General features: G+C 41.8%; 16 protein-coding genes. 13 read left to right on the forward strand and 3 right to left on the reverse strand.

Annotation, left to right across the window (positions count from 1 at the left end):
• Positions 1-8 precede the first annotated feature (8 nt).
• The 3 genes from WFY05_RS17910 to WFY05_RS17920 are packed head-to-tail and all read left to right on the forward strand — an operon-like array spanning position 9 to position 2989.
• Complete coding sequence (locus tag WFY05_RS17910) at positions 9-1916, forward strand: AMP-dependent synthetase/ligase (RefSeq protein ID WP_340114288.1); 1908 nt, start codon at positions 9-11, stop codon at positions 1914-1916.
• 35 nt (positions 1917-1951) lie between these two features.
• The gene (locus WFY05_RS17915) at positions 1952-2356 is read left to right on the forward strand and encodes a hypothetical protein (protein WP_340114289.1); all 405 of its coding nucleotides are present in this window, start codon (positions 1952-1954) and stop codon (positions 2354-2356) included.
• 18 nt (positions 2357-2374) lie between these two features.
• Positions 2375-2989 (forward strand): DUF7670 domain-containing protein, encoded by a 615-nt coding sequence (locus WFY05_RS17920; protein ID WP_340114290.1) that lies wholly within the window; start codon positions 2375-2377, stop codon positions 2987-2989.
• Between the two features lie 54 nt (positions 2990-3043).
• On the opposite strand, the gene WFY05_RS17925 is transcribed toward WFY05_RS17920, so the two are convergent.
• Positions 3044-4081, reverse strand: a complete 1038-nt coding sequence (locus WFY05_RS17925) for a Smr/MutS family protein (RefSeq protein ID WP_340114291.1) — start codon at positions 4079-4081, stop codon at positions 3044-3046.
• 266 nt (positions 4082-4347) lie between these two features.
• On the opposite strand from WFY05_RS17925, the gene WFY05_RS17930 reads away from it, so the two are divergent.
• From WFY05_RS17930 to WFY05_RS17940, 3 genes are all read left to right on the forward strand, one after another.
• Positions 4348-5559: an S-adenosylmethionine:tRNA ribosyltransferase-isomerase gene (locus WFY05_RS17930; RefSeq protein ID WP_340114292.1), complete on the forward strand. Its 1212-nt coding sequence runs from the start codon at positions 4348-4350 to the stop codon at positions 5557-5559.
• 121 nt (positions 5560-5680) lie between these two features.
• Complete coding sequence (locus tag WFY05_RS17935; RefSeq protein ID WP_340114293.1) at positions 5681-7294, forward strand: ABC-F family ATP-binding cassette domain-containing protein; 1614 nt, start codon at positions 5681-5683, stop codon at positions 7292-7294.
• Positions 7294-7497, forward strand: a complete 204-nt coding sequence (locus WFY05_RS17940; protein WP_340114294.1) for a YwbE family protein — start codon at positions 7294-7296, stop codon at positions 7495-7497. Before WFY05_RS17935 ends, WFY05_RS17940 begins: the two co-directional genes overlap by 1 nt.
• A gap of 100 nt (positions 7498-7597) precedes the next feature.
• Here the strand turns inward: WFY05_RS17940 and WFY05_RS17945 are convergent, their stop codons facing one another.
• Positions 7598-9373 (reverse strand): GNAT family N-acyltransferase, encoded by a 1776-nt coding sequence (locus WFY05_RS17945; RefSeq protein WP_340114295.1) that lies wholly within the window; start codon positions 9371-9373, stop codon positions 7598-7600.
• 204 nt (positions 9374-9577) lie between these two features.
• Here WFY05_RS17945 and WFY05_RS17950 point away from each other — a divergent pair, with 204 nt between their 5' ends.
• The 4 genes from WFY05_RS17950 (at position 9578) to WFY05_RS17965 (ending at position 15191) form a co-directional block, all read left to right on the forward strand.
• The gene (locus WFY05_RS17950) at positions 9578-11413 is read left to right on the forward strand and encodes a YgiQ family radical SAM protein (protein WP_340114296.1); all 1836 of its coding nucleotides are present in this window, start codon (positions 9578-9580) and stop codon (positions 11411-11413) included.
• A 23-nt stretch (positions 11414-11436) separates the two neighbouring features.
• Positions 11437-12192: a DUF4197 domain-containing protein gene (locus tag WFY05_RS17955; protein WP_340114297.1), complete on the forward strand. Its 756-nt coding sequence runs from the start codon at positions 11437-11439 to the stop codon at positions 12190-12192.
• A gap of 129 nt (positions 12193-12321) precedes the next feature.
• Entirely contained in the window at positions 12322-12744 is a 423-nt protein-coding gene (locus WFY05_RS17960) for a PAS domain-containing protein (RefSeq protein ID WP_340114298.1), read from the forward strand.
• Positions 12745-12869: 125 nt separating this feature from the next.
• Positions 12870-15191, forward strand: coding sequence for a GH92 family glycosyl hydrolase (locus WFY05_RS17965; RefSeq protein WP_340114299.1), 2322 nt, complete (start codon positions 12870-12872; stop codon positions 15189-15191).
• A 178-nt stretch (positions 15192-15369) separates the two neighbouring features.
• On the opposite strand, the gene mnmL is transcribed toward WFY05_RS17965, so the two are convergent.
• A complete protein-coding gene (gene mnmL, locus WFY05_RS17970; RefSeq protein WP_340114300.1) occupies positions 15370-16314 on the reverse strand; it encodes a tRNA modification radical SAM protein MnmL/YtqA in 945 nt (314 codons plus the stop codon).
• 163 nt (positions 16315-16477) lie between these two features.
• Between mnmL and WFY05_RS17975 the strand changes: the two genes are divergently transcribed.
• The 3 genes from WFY05_RS17975 to WFY05_RS17985 all read left to right on the forward strand — a co-directional run bounded on the left by WFY05_RS17975 (position 16478) and on the right by WFY05_RS17985 (position 20472).
• Positions 16478-18004: a DUF4301 family protein gene (locus WFY05_RS17975; protein WP_340114301.1), complete on the forward strand. Its 1527-nt coding sequence runs from the start codon at positions 16478-16480 to the stop codon at positions 18002-18004.
• Between the two features lie 53 nt (positions 18005-18057).
• Complete coding sequence (locus WFY05_RS17980; protein ID WP_340114302.1) at positions 18058-19476, forward strand: tetratricopeptide repeat protein; 1419 nt, start codon at positions 18058-18060, stop codon at positions 19474-19476.
• Positions 19477-19572: 96 nt separating this feature from the next.
• Positions 19573-20472, forward strand: a complete 900-nt coding sequence (locus WFY05_RS17985; RefSeq protein WP_340114303.1) for an EamA family transporter — start codon at positions 19573-19575, stop codon at positions 20470-20472.
• Positions 20473-20533 lie beyond the last annotated feature (61 nt).

Genomic DNA, 20533 nt, shown 5'->3' on the forward strand with positions numbered 1-20533 from the left:
TAATCATAATGAAAACAATAATTGAATTATTTAATACAAGCGTGCAAAAGTATCCAGACAATGTTTATCTACTTGAAAAAAAGCGGGATAAATATGACCCGCTAACATATAGTGAAACACACGAATATGTTTTGCAAATGGCTGCTGGACTGCATCATCTTGGATTAAAGAAAGGCGACCGTTGTGGTCTGGTTTCTGACGGACAGAATGCCTGGATCATTAGCGAATTGGGTATCCTGTTTGCAGGTGCTGTTAATGTACCGCTATCGGTAAAACTTACCACCGAGGAACTTCGGTTTCGCTTAAGCCATTCCGAATGCAAAATGATTATTGTTTCTAAAGAACACGCCTCAAAAATTGAAGCTGTAAGAAACGATCTGCCTGATGTGGAAAAGATAATTTTTATTGATGGAAAATCGGACAAACTGAAAGGTGACACTGATTATTCTGAAGTACTTGAAAGTGGCAAAGAGTATTTAAAGAGTCACTCGGAAGTAATGGATAAAATTCAGAAAAACGTGAAACCAAACGACCTGGCAAATATTTCCTATACATCAGGCACCACGGCAAATCCCAAGGGAATAATGCTGACTCATTTGAATTACGTTTCAAATGTTATCCAGGGACATACATTAGTGGAAGCGAAATCCGACTGGAAAACTCTTGCTATTTTACCATGGGATCATGCATTTGTACATACGGTTGGTCTGTATTGTTTTATGTATAAAGGTGCAACTGTAGCCTCTGTTAAAATTGGAAAAACTTGGTACGAAACCCTTAAAAATGTCCCGGGAAATATTAAAGAAGTTAAGCCTACTGTTCTGCTGAGTGCACCTGCTTTGGCGAAAAACCTTAGAAAAAACATCGATGAAAATATCAGGCAAAAAGGAGCTTTTACAAATACCTTGTTCAGTCTCGCTTTGAAGATTTCTTATGCTCACAATGGACTCGGTTATAACAAGGGCAAAGGATTACGGTTTCTTCTGAAACCTTTATTGTGGTTTTTTGACATACTGCTATATAAAAAAATCAGGAAAGTATTTGGAGGTGAACTATTATTCTTTGTCGGAGGAGCCGCCTTGCTGGATGTTGAATTGCAAAAATATTTCTTTGCAATTGGTATCCCTATGTGCCAGGGGTATGGATTAAGCGAAGCGTCGCCGATTATTTCAGGAAATGCCTTGCATGCTATCAAGTTTGGGTCATCTGGTCTGCCGGTAAAATATATGGAACTGAAAATAGTGGATGATGAAGGCAAAGAATTGCCAATAGGTCAAAAAGGAGAAATCATTATTAAAGGCGAAAATGTAATGCTTGGTTACTGGAAAAATCCGAATGCAACCGCCGAAACAATCAAAAATGGCTGGCTGTATACCGGCGACATGGGTTACCTCGATGAAGACGGTTTTCTTTTTGTCCTTGGCAGGTTTAAAAGTTTACTAATTGGTAACGACGGCGAAAAATACAGCCCTGAGGGAATTGAAGAAGCGTTAAGCGACAAGTCCCCGTTTATCAATCAAGCTTTGCTGATCAATAACCAGCATCCATACACTGCTGGAATGATCGTGCCTGATATTGGAGCCTTAAACAGAGAACTTAAAAAACAAAAAATAACACCCGGAACCGAGGAAGGGAACAAAGCAACTGTAGGAATAATTGAGAATGAGATAAATAAATATAAAAAAGGAGGTAAATTCGAAACCATGTTCCCACAACGTTGGCTCCCGACAAGCGTTATCATCCTACCCGAAGGATTAACCGAAACAAACGGGCTGGTTAATTCTACTTCGAAAGTTATCAGGGGAAAAGTCCCGGAGTACTTTAAAAAGGAATATGATTTCCTGTTTACGCCAGAAGCGAAAAACATCTTCAATAAAACAAACCTCGATTCGCTAAAAAAATGGAATAAAAAATAAGCTTTAAATAAAAATCAAATTGGAGGAACCAAGTTATGTTAGAACACGTACACAATCACATCACTTCCGAATTGCAGCAAAACACCAAAACCGACATTATTTTCATTCTGGCGGCCATTGTTCTGAACCTGATCATTCTAGCAGTGAACTCGGGTTTCGCCAACAATCAGAAAAATCCGGACTCTTCATTATTAATTATGTTCTTGTTCGTGGCTTTACTCATTTTGCTTAACCTAGTGGTTATTTTTGGCTTATTAAAAGGAAAAGAAACACGATCGAAACTAATAAATGGCCTGATAAAAATGTATGAGGATGAGAATGTGGCCCAGTATTACGACTCATCGCTTTTAAACAACTACAACACCAGATACAATTTATTTATGATGGTGGTAGTGCTCACCGGAATAATTGCAATTGTTGTACCTTTTGTTTTGAGGTAGACGATATAATTTCAAAAAATGGAAAGCATTGTTATGCAAAGAAAAGTTAACATTAACCGACTCATCCTCAGAATAGTTAGCTCATTGGCCTTAATAATTTATATTCTCTTTTTAATAGATGAAGGAATACCGCTAAAGAATAGCACATTTGAGCAATTATCCGCATTCACCCTTTTTGCCATTTTCCTTATTGGCTATTACTTCTTGTGGAAAAATGAAATTATATCGGGTCTTATTTTCATCCTCTGGCATATATTTCAATGGTGCCTTGTTGAATGGATTTGGAGCGATGGTGCCTTGACTCTAATAATGGGTATTCCTATAGTTATTATTGGTATATTAATTTTAATAAACGGATTAAAGAAACAAAATCCTAAAGCCTTACAATTCAAGCATATTTCAAAACTAACAAACCGGATAATACTTTCCGGAGTAGTTGGAATATCCGCCTGGCTTATGATTCTTTTAATTGAATTCGTTTTTATAATTGTAGATATCGACATCCCCCTTTGGGATCCAATAGACAATCTTTACTGGCTTCAATTTCTGATTTTCCTTCCTGTTCTTACTTTTATTTTACTTTCGCTAATTTCCTATAAGAAAAAAGATAATGACTTAACTATCGTCAACTAATTTATTGGATTAAATCACAAACAACGAATCTTTCCGACACGCTAATCTCGATGCTTATCTCCTTAAAATCACCATCGTAGCGCCATATCCATATTCCTTAAACGAAGCGTCTTGAAAGTAATATTTTTTGAAATTTCGCTGTAGCAACTTTGTGACCTCCTGTTTGAGCACTCCCTGCCCCACTCCATGAATAAAAACAATGCGTTTTACGCGGTCGCGAATGGCAGCATTCATTTCCGACTCCACTTTTTCCATCTGAATTTCCAGAATCTCACGATTACTCAAACCTTCAGCATTGTCCAGTAACTCGGTGATATGCAGGTCGATTACCACTTCATCCTGTGTTTTGCGTTTTACCGGTTTGGCTGCAACAGGTTGTTCAGCTTTTTCCTGCACCAGCTTCTTAAAATCATCCTGGCTCATTCTATCTAGCTCATTCTCAAGCAAAGTTGAAGCGATTTTCAGCACCAGTGCGTTACTTCTGAAATATGAATTGGGCTGAAAGGTTGATTCTTTATAGAATTTTACGGGGCTGATCCTAAACTTCTTCATCATTGGTGGATTCCACTCGCTTTCCGAATCACGAAAATAAATAAGCTGAAAGCCAAAATCAGGTAAATCACTCAAATCCTCCTGAACCAAAGCATCAATCTTTTCTCTTGAATTGGAACGTACCGTGCCTTGATTCACGGCCTCAACTCCATCTGTGATTATGTATGAATAGCTATAAAGAACCGTAAAATTGCTGTCGTTTACGAGGTACAACTCGATTTCGCCAGACAAGGGATTTTTGGGATCGGTCGGAACAAAACAAAAATAAAAATCAGGATTGTTCTTCCCGTTAATGATTTCGCCTTTGGGCTCGATATATTCGGGGTCCTTTTCAACTTCAACAGGTGCTTCCTGCTGCACCGGATTATTACTTCTTACATTTAATTCGGGAGCATTTATATTCACCAGTTCTTTAATCGGGTACGGCACCTCAAAACCATCATCGCCTTCAACATTTACCGTATTTTTATTAACAAAACCGGTTACAACTCCGCCTCCCACATCATTCAAAAATTTTACCCTGTCACCTACTTTAATCATGTTTTCATGTTTTGTGCAAAAGTAAACAAAAATCATGGTGCAGTAAAGAAAGACTTAACCGCAAAGGTCGCCATGAATCCCGCGAAGATCGCAAAGATTGGAATTACTGATTAATTGGCTTTGCGCACCTTGCGCCGACTTTGTGTGCCTTGCGGTTTAGTTTAATTGAAGCCTTACCACTACGAAAAAAGAAAATATTACTTTTGCAGCGCATCACCCCTTTTGCTCCCCTCATGGGGAGAATGGGAATAAAGACAGGAAGAGTTTTGAATAGCGAAAGAAATATAAAGATCAGCGATTTTACCTACGAATTGCCCGACGAACGAATTGCAAAATATCCGCTTCCTCAGCGCGACAAATCAAAACTGCTGACCTGGCAAAACAGAGCAATTGCCGAAGACATTTTTGAAAACTGCACCGGTTACCTGCCCGAAAATGCACAATTGGTTTTTAACAATACGCGGGTAATTCATGCCCGTCTATTTTTCAGAAAAGAAACCGGAGCAAAAATCGAGATCTTTTGTCTGGAACCCGTTGAACCGGGCGACTACCAAATAGCATTTCAGCAAACCGAAGAGGTGACCTGGAAATGTATGGTGGGGAACTCAAAAAAATGGAAGGAAGGACTTTTAAGCCATAAATTTGAATTTGAGGGAAAATCAATTGAAATGACTGCCGCTAAAATTGCACAGGAAGGCAATTCTTTTCACATCCGTTTTGTTTGGAACAGAGGGCTGCATTTTTCTGAAATTATCGAACACATCGGACAACTGCCAATTCCTCCGTATTTAAACCGTGAAACTGAAGAATCGGACGAGGAAACCTACCAAACCGTTTACGCAAAAATCGACGGTTCGGTGGCAGCACCAACTGCCGGGCTCCATTTTACCGATGCAGTTTTGGGCAAGCTTAAAACAAAAAATATTGCTACTCGTGAAATTACTTTGCACGTAGGTGCCGGAACTTTTCAGCCGGTAAAATCGGAAACCATCGATGGGCACACCATGCACCACGAGCAGGTTGAAATTTCGATCGACATTCTTCGTTCATTTCTCGAAGATCCGGAAAATATTATTGCCGTTGGAACAACATCCGTGCGCTCGATAGAAAGTCTATACTGGATCGGGCTGCAATTGGAAGAAAAGCGTTTCGATCCGTTTCATCCAGAAGTAAAACAGTGGGAACCTTACGAAAACACAGCAGGCATTTCGATTGAGAAAGCCTTGCAAAACATCATCTACTTCCTGGCAGAAAACGGTGAAAAAGCCATTCGCTTTTCGACACAGATCATTATTCTTCCGGGTTACGATTTTAAGCTGATTCGCGGAATGTTCACCAACTTCCATCAACCACAAAGTACACTACTGTTACTTATTAGCGCATTTTTAGGACAGGACTGGAAACGCGTTTACGACTTTGCTTTGGCCAACGGTTTTCGGTTTCTGAGTTACGGCGACAGCAACCTGTATCTTAAATAGCCTTTATACAACTTAACCATTATATTAAATCTCAATCCTTTAAGGTAAATCTGATGCAAGTCTCGTTCAATTAGCTACTTTTGCAGCCCGTTTTTGGAATAAGGATAATAAGGTACAATAAATGATAACAGTTTCGAATTTAAGCATCCAGTTTGGTAAGCGCGTTTTGTTCCAGGATGTAGACCTGAAATTTACAGCCGGAAATTGTTACGGCGTAATCGGTGCCAACGGTGCAGGGAAATCAACATTTTTAAAGGCAATTTCGGGTGAGATCGATGCCACAAGCGGGAGTGTTACGCTGGGATCGGGAGAACGGCTTTCGGTTTTAAGCCAGGATCACTTTGCTTTCGACGAATTCACCGTACTCGATACTGTTATGAAAGGGTACACTGAACTGTGGGACCTGATGCAGGAAAAAAACGAACTGTACAACAAACCTGATTTTTCGGAAGAAGACGGAATAAAAGCAGGCGAACTGGAAGAAAAATTTGGTGATATGGGCGGCTGGAATGCCGAGAACGATGCTGCCACTTTGCTCAGCAACCTGGGAATTAAGGAAGAAACCCATTATACCTTAATGAAGGACATGAGCGGTAACCAGAAAGTGCGGGTGCTGTTGGCTCAGGCTTTGTTCGGTAATCCCGACAACCTGTTGCTTGATGAGCCGACCAACGACCTTGATCTTGAAACAGTGGTGTGGCTCGAAAATTACCTGGCCAATTACGAGAACACCGTTTTGGTGGTTTCGCACGACCGTCACTTCCTTGACGCAGTATGTACACAAACCATCGACATTGATTACGGCCAGATAAAAATGTTTGCCGGAAACTACAGTTTCTGGTACGAGAGCAGCCAACTGGCATTAAGACAACAAGCTGCCCAGAACAAAAAAGCCGAGGAGAAGAAGAAAGAGCTTCAGGAGTTTATTGCCCGCTTTAGTGCCAACGTGGCCAAAAGCAAACAAACCACCAGCCGTAAAAAAATGCTGGAAAAACTCAACATCGAAGATATTCAGCCATCTACCAGAAAATACCCGGGCATCATATTCAAACCCGAACGTGAAGCTGGCGACCGCATTCTGGATGTGGAGGATCTGACTGCCAGCATTGAAGGAACGACCTTGTTCAAAGACGTCACTTTCTCTGCCCAAAAAGGCGAAAAGATAATTTTCCTGTCGCGCGACCATCGTGCAATGACTGCGCTTTTCGAGATCATTAACGAAAAACGTAAGGCCGATTCTGGAACGTTTCAGTGGGGACAAACCATTACAACGGCTTATCTTCCACTCGACAATTCAGCATATTTTCAAAGTGAAAAATCGTTGTTCGATTGGTTCTGCCAGTTCACAAACGACACCACAGAAATTTTCGTTCGGGGATACCTGGGGCGAATGCTGTTTGCCGGCGACGAGATCTATAAAAAAGTAAACGTGCTGTCCGGAGGTGAAAAAATGCGTTGTATGATCGCCAAAATGCAGCTGACCGAAGCCAATGCACTGATTCTCGACACACCAACCAACCACCTCGATCTGGAGTCGATTCAGGCGTTTAACAACAACCTGATAACTTACCCGGGAAATGTTTTCATGTCGTCGCATGACCACGCATTTATCTCATCAGTGTGCGATAGGGTAATCGAACTCACTCCCAACGGCACCATTGATAAAATGATGAATTACGATGATTACATCAGCGACGAGCGTATTCAGGAACTTCGTGAAAAAATGTACGCATAATGAACGAAGGAAATCAAAGAAGAAACATTAAGCCCGGAATGCTGGTAGAGATCGTATTGAAGAAAGACCAGCGAAGCGGAGAACTCACAGAAGGTGTAGTGAAACGAATTCTCACCAATTCTCCGGTTCATCCGCATGGCATAAAAGTTATGCTGGAAGATGGGCAGGTTGGCCGCGTAAAAAATATTCTGGAGGAAGATTAAAACTACTTCGACAAACGGAAATTACCTATCTAATTCTCATACTTTACACCGCACTAAAGTACGGTGCAAAAGATATTTCCTAATGTTGACCAGTTAATTTCTATTCCCGGTTCGCGTAAAACCGATCGAGGATGGAGCCGTCATTGGCCTCTTTCGATAAGGATTCGATGGTACTTTTCGGAACATCATACACATCCAGAACAATCAGCCCGTCGAGGCAATTATTGAATTTCGGATCCACATTAAAACCGATAATTTTGGCGTTCAGTTTAATGTATTTTTTGAGCAATACCGGGAGTCCCGAATTGAGTTCATCCAAATCGCCAATGGTTTTATCCAGTCGGTTAATGTCGCGGTCCATGTTTTCCATCAACAGGTTCAGGTCGGTGTTGTCGCTTTTAAACTTATAACTGTTGCGCGGTTTAATGTGCCGGGCCATTTTCCAGTTCAGATGATTCCGCATAATAAAGCGGATGATCAGGTCTTTCGAAACTTTCGAGTAATTATTGCTAATGCTTACCGGCCCGATCAGGTAGCGGTACTCCGGATTTTTCAACAGGAAATAAAGAATTCCTTTCCACAACAAAAACAGCGGCATGGGTTTTCGCTGGTATTCTTTAATCACAAACGAGCGGCCCAGTTCAATGCTTTCCTTTAAAACCGGCTTAAACTGCTCGTCGATCCGAAACAACGACTGCAGATAAAATCCGCGTCGTCCGAACTGCTCCATAATGTCCAGTCCTTTACCCAAACGATAAGCGCCAACAATGCGTTGTTCATCTTCGTCCCAAATAAACAATTGGTAATAATACAGATCGAACTCATCAATATCGATGCTGTTGTTGGTTCCCTCGCCCACCTCACGGAAAGTAACTTCGCGCAAGCGGCCAACTTCATTTAAAATATTCGGGATTTTATTTGAGGGGGCACAATATGCGATGTAATTCTTCAGCCTGAACAGTGTTCCATCTCCTTTAATCGATTGAATTTCTTTTAGAATTTTCTCTTTCGGAACCGGATCGATTATAGCTTGCGGCTTTACTGAAGGCTTGAGTGAATAATTAAAAAACCTTCGTACTTCAATGTCCGACTCCATGCCGTAAGTTCGAGCACGTAAATAACGCCCAAATTGGTAGGTGTCGCAAAACCGCTCCTGTTCCTCTACAGGGATAGCGCTGCCTATTCGCAGTTTTATGTTTTTGTGCTTCTTTTTTAAAATTTCGGAGGGTAAACGGGCTTGTTGCCAGGAAGGATGGATTCGGGCAAAAAAATGCAACAACCGACTATTGGTTCCCTGAAACAATACCGGAACGACCGGAACTCCGGCCTGCCTGACAAATTTTACTACAGGGAATTGCCAAACACGATCGCTTACCCCATCAAAAGTATCTTTCGAGCGTAAATCGATTGCCGGGAACAAACACAAAACACCATTGTTTTCCAGGTGATCTCTGGCCTCATCCCAACCGTTTTCCTCATCTTCCGAGAAAGAGTTTTCAGATAAAAAATAATGGGCAACGGGTTCGATTTTTTGCAGCAGAAAATTGGCCAGCACCTTTACATCTTTTCGCACCATCGAAAGGTATTTAATCAGCAACAGGCCATCAAATCCACCCAACGGATGGTTGGCAACGATAATAAGCGGACCTTCTTTGGGAATTTTCTTCAACTGATTTTCATCAAATTCGATGTTGAACTCCAGTGTTTTAATGAGTTCATCGATAAAATCAACACCACGTTTAACAGCTATTTGCCGGTAAATTTTATTCAGCTTATTGTAGCGTAAAATATACATCAGGAATTTTGCAAAATAGTCACCACTGGTATGAATGGACGGCCGGTCTTTGAACAAATCCTTCGGATTCAGTAATTCCATTGGTTGTATTTACGGTATGAAACACAAATAGTTCTTTTACAAAAATAAAATGTTTTTCGAATTATCATTTTTTGAGCATGCATTTTTCAAAGCCTCCCAAAAGCTACTTTTAGAAAGCAGATTAACAGGAAGATAATACCTTCCCTGCATTTTTTTGATCATATTTGCCCCGAGTTTGTTATAGTTGAAATAAAAGTTTGAACATTGGAAATTAATTTAGATAAAAGCCTTTGGCTCCCCACATCGAAAAAAGAAGTTGAGCAGTTGGGTTGGGCTGATATTGATGTGATCCTTTTCACAGGAGATGCTTACATCGATCATCCGTCGTTTGGAGCTGCCGTTATCGGACGTGTACTTGAGCACGAAGGATTGCGGGTGGCTATTGTGCCGCAACCCAACTGGAAAGACGATTTACGCGATTTTAAAAAATTGGGAAAACCCAACCTGTTTTTTGCGGTTACCGGGGGAAACATGGATTCGATGGTGAACCACTACACTGCCGGAAAACGCAAGCGCCACAACGATGCATACACACCCGGCGGTCGTTCGGGACAACGACCGGATTATGCCACCATTACTTATTCGAAAATATTAAAAGAACTATACCCCGATGTACCGATCGTTATTGGCGGCATTGAAGCATCGCTGCGCCGGTTAACACATTACGATTACTGGTCGGATAAACTCATGCCATCGATTTTAGTGGATACCAATGCCGATCTTTTATTTTACGGAATGGGCGAAAAATCGATCCTCGAATTTGCCCGGCTTGTAAAACGCGGCATCCCGATCGATAACTTGACAAGCATTCCGCAAACCGTTTTTCTGGTTGATGAGCATGAAAATTATGCCACAAAAAAGAACTGGGATGAACTGGAACTGGCATCGCACGAAACCTGCCTGAACGACAAAAAAGAATTCTCAAGGAATTTTATGCACATCGAGGAGGAGTCGAACAAGATGGAGGCCAAGAAACTGGTTCAGCGAATCGGGAATAAAAAAATTGTTGTGAATCCGCCATGGCCGACGTTCAAGGAAAAAGAGATCGACCGGATTTACGACCTGCCATACACCCGTTTACCGCACCCGCGCTACCACAAAAAAGAAACGATACCGGCATATGAAATGATCCGGCATTCGATCAATATCCACCGGGGTTGTTTTGGCGGATGTACATTTTGCACCATATCGGCACACCAGGGAAAATTTATTGCCAGTCGCTCCGAAAAATCGGTACTAAAAGAAGTGGAAAAAGTAACCGAGATGCCCGATTTTAAAGGCTACATTTCTGATCTGGGAGGACCTTCAGCCAATATGTATAAAATGAAGGGTATCCACGAAGAAATTTGCCGGAAATGTAAACGCCCGTCATGTATCTTTCCAACCGTTTGCAAAAACCTGGATGTGAGTCACAAAGCCATGCTCGATCTTTATCGCAAAGTCCGCCAAAATCCAAAGATTAAAAAGGCTTTTGTTGGAAGTGGTATCCGGTACGATATGATTCTCGAAAAAACAAAGGATGAAAATGTAAATAAAGATAACCGGGAATACTTACGCGAGGTGATCAAACATCACGTTTCGGGGCGTTTAAAAGTGGCGCCTGAACATTCATCCGACGAGGTGTTAAAGTTCATGCGCAAGCCATCGTTTAAACTTTTCGAGGAATTAAATGACGAATTCAAAAAAATAAACAAGGAGGAAAAGCTAAACCAGCAACTGATTCCCTATTTTATTTCGAGCCATCCGGGCAGCCAGTCGGAAGACATGGCCGACCTGGCCATAAAAACCAAGCAAATGAATTTCAGGCTTGAGCAGGTTCAGGATTTTACGCCTACACCAATGACACTGGCCACTGTGGTCTATTATTCGGGCTACCACCCCTATACCATGGAAAAAATTTACACGGCCAAAAACAAACACGAAAAAGAAAATCAACGCAAATTCTTTTTCTGGTATAAAAACGAATTCCGAAACTCGATTAAAAACGACCTGGAACGCAAAGGCCGCACCGACCTGGTGAAAAAAATATTCAAGAAATAAGCAATTAAATCCCAATTTAAGAAATGATTTCAAAAAGAATTCTCCCCCTGCTTTTGGCCATTGTTTTAAGCAGCTGCGCCGAATTAACTCAACTGGCACAACAAACACTCGATACAAACGCACCGTTATCACAGAATGAAATAGTGGCCGGTTTAAAGGAAGCACTGATCACCGGCGCCAACAACTCGGCCGATATCCTGGGTGCTGTTGATGGCTACTACAAAGATGAGCTGGTAAAAATTATGCTGCCTCCCGAAGCTGATGTTATCGTGGATAATATTCGCAAAATTCCGGGTGGAGACGACCTTGTTGAAGACGTATTGCTTCACATCAACCGTGCAGCTGAAGATGCAGCCAAAGAAGCGGCTCCTATTTTTGTAGGTAGTATAAAAAGCATGACCATTCAGGATGCAGTTGGCATTTTAAATGGTGACGATGACGCTGCGACACAATATTTACACAAAACCACTTACGACCAGTTGTTTGAATTGTATCAGCCAAAAATAAAGGCATCAGTGGAGAAAGACCTGGTTGGTAATATTTCTACCAAAGAAAGCTGGGACTCGCTAACGGGCAAATACAACAAAGTGGCGAATAGCGTAGCCGGCGAATTTGCGGGCTTAAAACCCGTAGACACCGAGTTGGAAGACTACCTGACACAACAGGCACTCAATGGTCTTTTCCTGAAGATTGCAGCTGAAGAAAAGCAAATTCGTGAAAATCCGGCCGCTCGAGTGACCGATTTACTCAAGCGCGTTTTTGGTTCGGTCGACAGCTGATTGAAAATATATTTTTAGCTTCTTAAACATGTTTGATTGAATTATTCGCGAATAATTCATAATTTCATTTAAAACAATTCTACAACGAAGCTGTTTTGCAATCGTTACTAACCTGTAAAACTTAACGTAATGAGATTAGAATTTTGCAGAGTTGAAGAGGCCAACGACCTGGTCAACCAACTGATAGAACACCACCCGCAAGCCATATTTCTTACCGATAACAATTTCAAAGTTAAATATTTCAACAAGCCGTTTCAGGTACTAACCAAGAGCGAAAAGCGCGACATTATCGATCGCGAATTCTGCGAAATTATAGGCTGCACGCAACGCGAAAAATTTAATGCCCGCGACGATGGTTTTTGTAAACATTGCCAGCTTCGCGAGCTGCTTTCGGGCAACATTTCTGAGATGGAACTGATCCGCGATTTTGTGATCAACAACAAAGTAAAAACCAAGCATCTGCATATTGATTCACACCGCGTAGTAATGGATGACCATAAATACCGCCTGGTCGTTATCGATGACAGAACGATGAAACACAAAATAGACTGAACAATAGTTACGGATTAAATCTCCGGTGTTTCTATTCCTCCACATTATTCATTTCCCCTAAAATTGGTAGCTTTACACCCGGTTCGAAGATATTTCGTACCGTGTAACCAGTTAAACCGATATTCATGATTAATAAGTTAGTGCTGCTGATCTTTTCAGTCTTCATTTTATTTTCATGCGAACCGTCGCAAACCACTTCAGAAAATACAGAGAAACAACTTCCCGATCTGGCTCAGTTTGTCAACCCGATGGTGGGCACAAAAAACATGGGACATACCTATCCCGGGGCTACAACACCTTTTGGGATGGTACAGTTAAGTCCTGATACCAACGAAGAACCTTATTCCATCGATGGTCAGTACAACGGCGAAACCTACCGTTATTGTTCGGGCTACCAGTACGACGACACTACCATTTTCGGATTCAGCCATACGCATTTTAGTGGTGTCGGACATTCCGATCTGGGCGATTTTCTGCTTATGCCAACCACCGATGAACTGACACTTGATCCGGGAAAAGCCAGCGAACCGGGCAGTGGCTACCATTCGCAGTTTTCGCACAAAACCGAAACTGCGGAACCGGGTTATTATAAAGTCCATCTCGACGACTACAATATTGAAGCAGAACTTACTGCCAGCGATCGCGTTGGCTTTCATCAGTACACTTTTGAAGAGCCGGGAGACGCGCATGTTCTGCTCGATCTTATGTATAACATTTACAATTATCCCGGGAAAAACGTCTGGACTTTTATACGCGTGGAAAACGATTCGCTGGTCACCGGTTTTCGGCAAACCAAAGGCTGGGCGCGCAACCGTAAAGTTTATTTCGCCATGGCTTTCTCTAAACCATTTGAAAGCTATGGTCACAAAAAATATGATCCAGTAAGTTACAACGGATTTTACCGCCGCTTTAAGGAAGATGAGAATTTCCCTGAAATGGCGGGAAGAGAAATTCGTGCTTATTTCAATTTCAATGCTAAACAGGACGAAAAGATCAAAATAAAATTTGCGTTTTCATCGGTCAGTACCGAGGGCGCGCTAAAAAACATGACAGCAGAAATACCCGGTTGGGATTTTGAAGCCGTAAAAACTGAAGCACGACAAAAGTGGAACAAAGAATTGGCAAAAGTGGAATTGGAAACCCTCACCGAACAAGACAAGGAAACTTTTTACACGGCTCTTTATCACTCAATGCTTAGTCCTATTATTTACGAAGATGTGGACGGGCAGTACCTCGGGTTGGATCAAAACATTCATCAAAGTGACGGATTTACCAATTACACCATCTTCTCGCTTTGGGATACCTACCGGGCACTGCATCCGCTGTTTAACATCCTCCATCCGCAGCGAAATAACGACATGGTGAAATCGATGCTGGCGCACCAGGAACAAAGTGTGCACCACATGTTGCCTATCTGGAGTCATTATGCCAACGAAAACTGGTGCATGATTGGTTACCACTCGGTTTCGGTTATTGCCGATGCTTTTGCGAAAGGCGCCACCGATGCCGATCTTGAAAAGGCGCTCGATGCCTGCATCAGCACTTCCACTGTTCCGTATTTTAATGCCCTTGGCGAATACATGAAAAATGGATATGTCTCGGAAGAAGGAAGTCCTTATTCGGTTTCACTCACCCTCGAATATGCCTACAATGACTGGTGCATTGCACAGCTTGCCAAAAAACTTGGAAAAACCGACGTTTACAATGCATACACAAAACGTTCGGAATATTTCCACAATGTGTACGATAAGCAGACTGGTTTTATGCGTCCGAAACACAGCGACGGAAGCTGGCGTGAGGACTTCGATCCGATGGATACGCACGGCCAGGGATTTATTGAAGGCAATGCATGGAACTACGGACTGTATGTTCCGCATCAGATTGATACAATGATTGCTTTAATGGGAGGTAAAGAAAAGTTTGCCGGCCAGCTGGACGAACTGTTTACTACCGAGATCGATGATAAATACATTGAAAAGAACGAGGACATCACCCGCGACGGAATCATCGGTAATTACGTTCACGGCAACGAACCGGGGCACCATATTCCCTATCTCTACAACTGGACCAACCAGCCCTGGAAAACACAGAAACGGGTGCGAATGATCCTGTCGACCATGTACAGCAACAAAGAAGATGGCCTGTGCGGAAACGACGATGCCGGACAAATGAGTGCCTGGTACATTTTTAGTTCGCTTGGCTTCTATCCTGTCCTCCCCGGATCGGATGAATATGCTTTGGGCAGCCCGATGGTAAAATCAGCAACCTTGCGACTTGAAAATGACAAAATCTTAAAAATTGAAGCAGTGAATCAAAGTCCCGAAAATGTGTATGTTGAAAAAGTTGAGCTGAACGGTGAGGTTCTGGATTCACGTTCGATCAAACACTGTGATATTATTAACGGAGGTGAGTTGAAGTTTTTCATGAGCGACCAGCCAAAGATGTAAAAACTTTGAGGCTCTTTGAGTAAATTCTCCGTGGTTCTTCGTGTAAAAAAACAGGTACACAAAGAAGCTCAATGGACCACCGAGTTTGCAATCTAAGATTTTCGTTTGGTTTAAAAATCACCCCTTTGGCTCCCCTCAAGGGGAGAACTGAAATGTTATAGGTATATGTTTGGTTTGATTACTGAATTAGCCTTCCCTGCCAGGTATTTCGTTCAGCAAGGCGTTTTTCAACTTTGGCCACAAACTCAAAGTTTTTGAGCCCCCACTTTGGTGCAATCAACATTTCGGGTGGTGCCTGGCTTATAAACCGTTCAACAATAATTGCCGGATTGAGTAATTCGAGGTAATCGATAACCAGGTCGATATATTCTTCCGCAGAGTATAACTTAAATTGTTCAGGATTCTCACGATACTGTTTTTCGAGCACCGTGCCTTTATGAATCTGCAATTGATGAAGTTTCAGATTTTTAACAGGCAACTGAGAAATAACACGGGCTTGTTCCATCATTTCATCATGGCTTTCACCCGGCAAACCCAAAATCATGTGCGCCCCGTTGTTGATCTCACGTTTGGCTGTTTCCTGCAGCGCCCAAACCGACTCGGCAAAAGTATGTCCCCGGTTGATACTTCCCAGTGTTCGATCAAGGTGTGATTCAAGTCCGAACTCCACCATTACATAAACCTGCTTACTTAAATCTGCCAAGTAATCAAGCAGCGGTTCGTCAACAGCATCGGGGCGGGTAGAAATAACAAGTCCGATTACTTTTGGGTGTTCCAAAGCTTCTTCGTATAGCCGCTTAAGCTCCTCAAGCGGTGCGTATGTGTTTGTATAAGCCTGAAAATAAGCCAGAAACTTCATTGATTTGTATTTCTTCGCAAAAAAATCGATGCCATGTTGCACCTGCTGCGTCACACTTTTTTCGAGATTGCAATAAGTAGGTTTGAATGTTTTATTGTTGCAATACGTGCAGCCGCCAAGGCCTTTCAAGCCATCGCGGTTCGGACAAGTGAATCCGGCGTCCACCGAAACCTTTTGTACACGTTCCGAAAACAGGTTCCGAAAATAGGTTGGAAAATCGTTGTATCGCCGTTCGTGGCCCCAGTAATACACCCCGTTATTCATTAACTTTTAATTAAGGTCACAAAAATAGATAAATTTCTGTTGCTCTCAGGGTTACAAAAACTTATCAACAAATCTTGAAAACTTTCGGCACATTCAACATCAAAATCGGTTTCAATTCAGAAATCAAATCCCTAATTTTAGACAGCATCTTAAATGATACAATATGTTCTCGGAAAAGGATAAGTTACTGATAAAACAAAGAGGGAGTGAGACAAAGACCGTTCTGGCACAAATCGAAAATTTCAAAAAAGGATTTCCATTTTTACAGATAGAAGAAGCCGCATCAGTCGATAACGGCATCATCAAACTAAGCAACGAGACTTTACAAAAAAGGATGGCACTTTACGACGATAAGGTGTCGAAAGGAATAAAGCCGCTAAAGTTTGTCCCGGCATCGGGAGCTGCCAGCCGAATGTTCAAAGCGCTGTTTGAAGCTTCGGAAGCCTGTGATTCGAATCCGGAGAAAGAAGTGCTTAAAACAAATGAAGCAGCAGCACAGTACATTGCAAATCTCGACAAATTTGCGTTTGCCGACGATCTAAAAGCAAGCATTACAAATGCAGGTGCCGATGAATCTGTCAAAAACAAAATTGATTTTCTGCTTAATGATTCCGGCCTTGGTTATGGAAACAAACCCAAAGGACTGTTAAAATTTCATTCGTATAAAAGTGGTGCGCGCACACCATTCGAAGAACATTTGGTGGAAGGAGCCAGGTACGCCTGCGACAAAAACAGAAAAGTAAAAATACATTTCACCGTTTCGCCGGAACACCAGCAAGGCTTTGAAACACTTTTTGCCCTGGTAAAAGATAAATACGAAAAAGAGCTCGATGTAGAATTCGAGGTTAGTTTTAGTGAGCAAAAACCATCTACCGACACCATTGCTGTTGATCTACTAAACGAGCCGTTCAGAAATGAAGACGGCAGTATTTTATTTCGACCTGGTGGACACGGGGCACTCATCGAAAACCTGAACGATTTGAATGCCGATGTTATTTTTATCAAAAACATTGATAATGTAGTTCCCGATCACCTGAAACTGACTACTATTGATTATAAAAAAGCACTGGCCGGGGTTTTGTTAAAATACCAGGAAAAGCTGTTCATGTACCAGAAAGAGCTGAATGAAAAACATCATGTGGCACTTGAGAGCGCTTTTTTGGCAGAAGCAGCTAACTTTCTGGAAAGCACACTAAATACCAAACCGGCGGTTAACCAGTATTACACGGAGAAAGAAGAACTTTACCACTATTTGCGTGAAAAACTCAACCGGCCGCTACGTGTTTGCGGAATGGTGCGTAACGAAGGAGAACCCGGTGGAGGCCCATTCTGGGCAAGAAATGCCGATGGAACGGTTTCACTCCAGGTAGTCGAAAGTTCGCAGATTGATCCGGACAGTGTTCAGCAGCAAAATATTGTTAAACATGCCACCCATTTTAATCCGGTTGATTTGGTGTGTGGAGTGAAAAATTACAGGCACGAAAAATATGATCTAACAAAATATACGGATCCGGCAACGGGTTTTATTTCAAAAAAATCAAAAGACGGGAAAGAGCTAAAAGCACAGGAATTACCGGGCCTCTGGAACGGTGCAATGAGCAACTGGAATACGCTTTTTGTAGAAGTACCAATAAAGACCTTTAATCCTGTTAAAACGGTAAACGATCTGTTGAGGGATCAACATCTGTAACCGGTTTTTGTCTTTACCGCTTAATTATTAATTTCGCGAACTCATTTTTGCCAATGAACGAGGAAAGAGATAATTTTAGGGATGAAGATTGGAGTGAGGCATTAAGACAATTTAAAAGCTCACTTTTATCAGGTAGAAAAAAATATTTTGATGTTTCTGAATTTGAAGGAATCGTCGATCAGTTGATGGAAGAAGGTGACTTAAATGCCTCGGAAATTGCTGCGCGACAAGGTATTCAGATTCACCCTAATGCAGTTCCCCTACAGTTAAAATATGCGCAGATTCTTATTAGCCAGGGCAAATACAAGCAGGCCCATAAATACCTCGATTTTGCTGAACGTGTGGAAGAGCAAAATCCCGATGTTCACTTGCTGAAAGGCTCGGCTTTTTTAATTATGGGTAAGGAAACCGAGGCGCGCCTGTCGTTTAGTAATGCGGTAAAACACGCCGATACAGAAGCCGATGAGATTTTATACCACATCGCTTCGGCCTATATACAGGTTGGCGAAATAAAAAAGGCATTCTCATATCTTCGTCAGGCCAACGAATTCAACCCGGATAACGACCTGGTTTTATACGACCTTGCATTCTTTTCGGATCAGATTGGCGACTACAAAAAAAGCATTGATTATTATAATCGTTTTATCGATAACGATGTGTACAATTACACGGCCTGGTTTAACCTTGGCATTGTATACAACAAAGCCGAGAAGCACAAAAAAGCGATTGAAGCCTACGAATATGCGCTGGCAATTAACGAGAATTTCCACATGGCGCTTTTTAACATTGGCAACGCACTGGCCAACTCGGGGAAATTCGAGAAAGCAATCGAGAAATACGAGGAATACCTTGAACAGGAACCTGATAACGACGATGCCTATTGTTACATGGGTGAATGTTACCTGAACCTGGAAGAGGGACTGAAAGCTGAATCTTGCTACCAAAAAGCGATAAAGATCAATTCGGATAACGACACGGCCTGGTTCGGACTGGGTTTATTGATGTGGATTGAACGCAACTACGATGAAAGCGTGGTTTTCATTAAAAAGGCAGCTAAACTGGATAAAGAAAATTCGGAATACTGGCTTACTTTGGGAAAAGTATACAAAGATGGCGGCCGAATGGAAGAAGCGATAAAAGCGTTTAAGCAAGGTGCAAAAGTCGATTCAGAAAATACCGAACTTTGGTTGACCTGGGCCGAAACGTTTCGTGAAACGGGCGAAAACGAAAAAGCTGTAAAACTTTTGGAAAAAGCTGTTGAGCAAAACGACGATTCAATGTTGAAATACCGCCTGGTATCTTTTTTACTTGAAGACAAAAAACAGAAAGTGGCTTTTGATTGGCTGCGCTCAGCCATGAGTCAGGACTTTGAAAACATCAATTACCTGTTTGATATTTACCCAAAATCGCTAAAAAGCAAACGCCTGAAAAAGGTGGTCGACGAATTCAGGAAAAACAACAACCTGGAATAAATTGTTCCCAGATTAAATAATCATCTCCAAATCCTATCTAATTGGTAGATTTGTGGTGCCCTTGAATTCATAGTCTACTTTTGCGAAAAAAATATTATGTGGGCAATTGCCGGACTAATTTCAGCAATCTTCTTAGGCATTTACGACATTTTTAAGAAAAAGTCGTTAAACGAAAATGCAGTAATTCCGGTATTGTTTTTCTCTACTGTTACCAGTTCGCTTGTTTTTTTACCGGTGGTAATTGGTTCCAGGTTTTTCCCCGAATTCTTTTCTCAAATCGGATTATTCTCGCCCACACTAACTCTTACCGAACATTTGCAGGTACTGCTTAAATCATTCATTGTAGTATTGAGTTGGATACTTGCCTTTTTTGCCCTAAAACATTTGCCGGTTACTATTTTCGCTCCTATTCGTGCCACCGGCCCCCTTTGGACATTGATTGGTGCCATCATTATTTTTCACGAACGACTGAACAGTTTGCAGTGGATCGGAGTGTCACTCACACTCATTTTCTTTTACTTGTTTTCAACTGCAGGAAAACTGGAGGGTATTGAATTTCGCCGAAATAAATGGATTTTTCTGATCATTGGCGCAACTATAATTGGATCTATAAGTGGCTTGTACGATAAGTTCATTATTTCGCGTATCGACCGAATTGCGGTTCAGGCCTGGTTTTCGTTCTATCAGGTGGCCATTTTACTTCCTATTCTTGGATTTCTCTGGTACCCGAACCGCAAAAAAACAACACCATTTCAGTGGCGTTGGACCATCGCTGCCATCGGTATCAGCCTGATCATTGCCGACTTTGTCTATTTCTATGCCCTCAGCATCGAAGGATCGATGATCTCCATGCTTTCAGCTTTAAGAAGAAGCAGTGTTTTGATTGCTTTTGGCCTTGGTGCTTTCCTGTTTAAAGAACAAAACCTGAAAAAGAAAGGCATTTACCTGGTCGGGATTCTTGCGGGTATTTTACTGATTACCCTGGGGAGCCGATAAGTTTTGAGAAGACAAGCGAAGCAAAGGCCACAAAATCAAACATTATTTGTTATTTTCGACC

Source organism: Maribellus mangrovi (assembly GCF_037646455.1).
Taxonomy (GTDB): Bacteria; Bacteroidota; Bacteroidia; order Bacteroidales; family Prolixibacteraceae; genus Draconibacterium; species Draconibacterium mangrovi_A.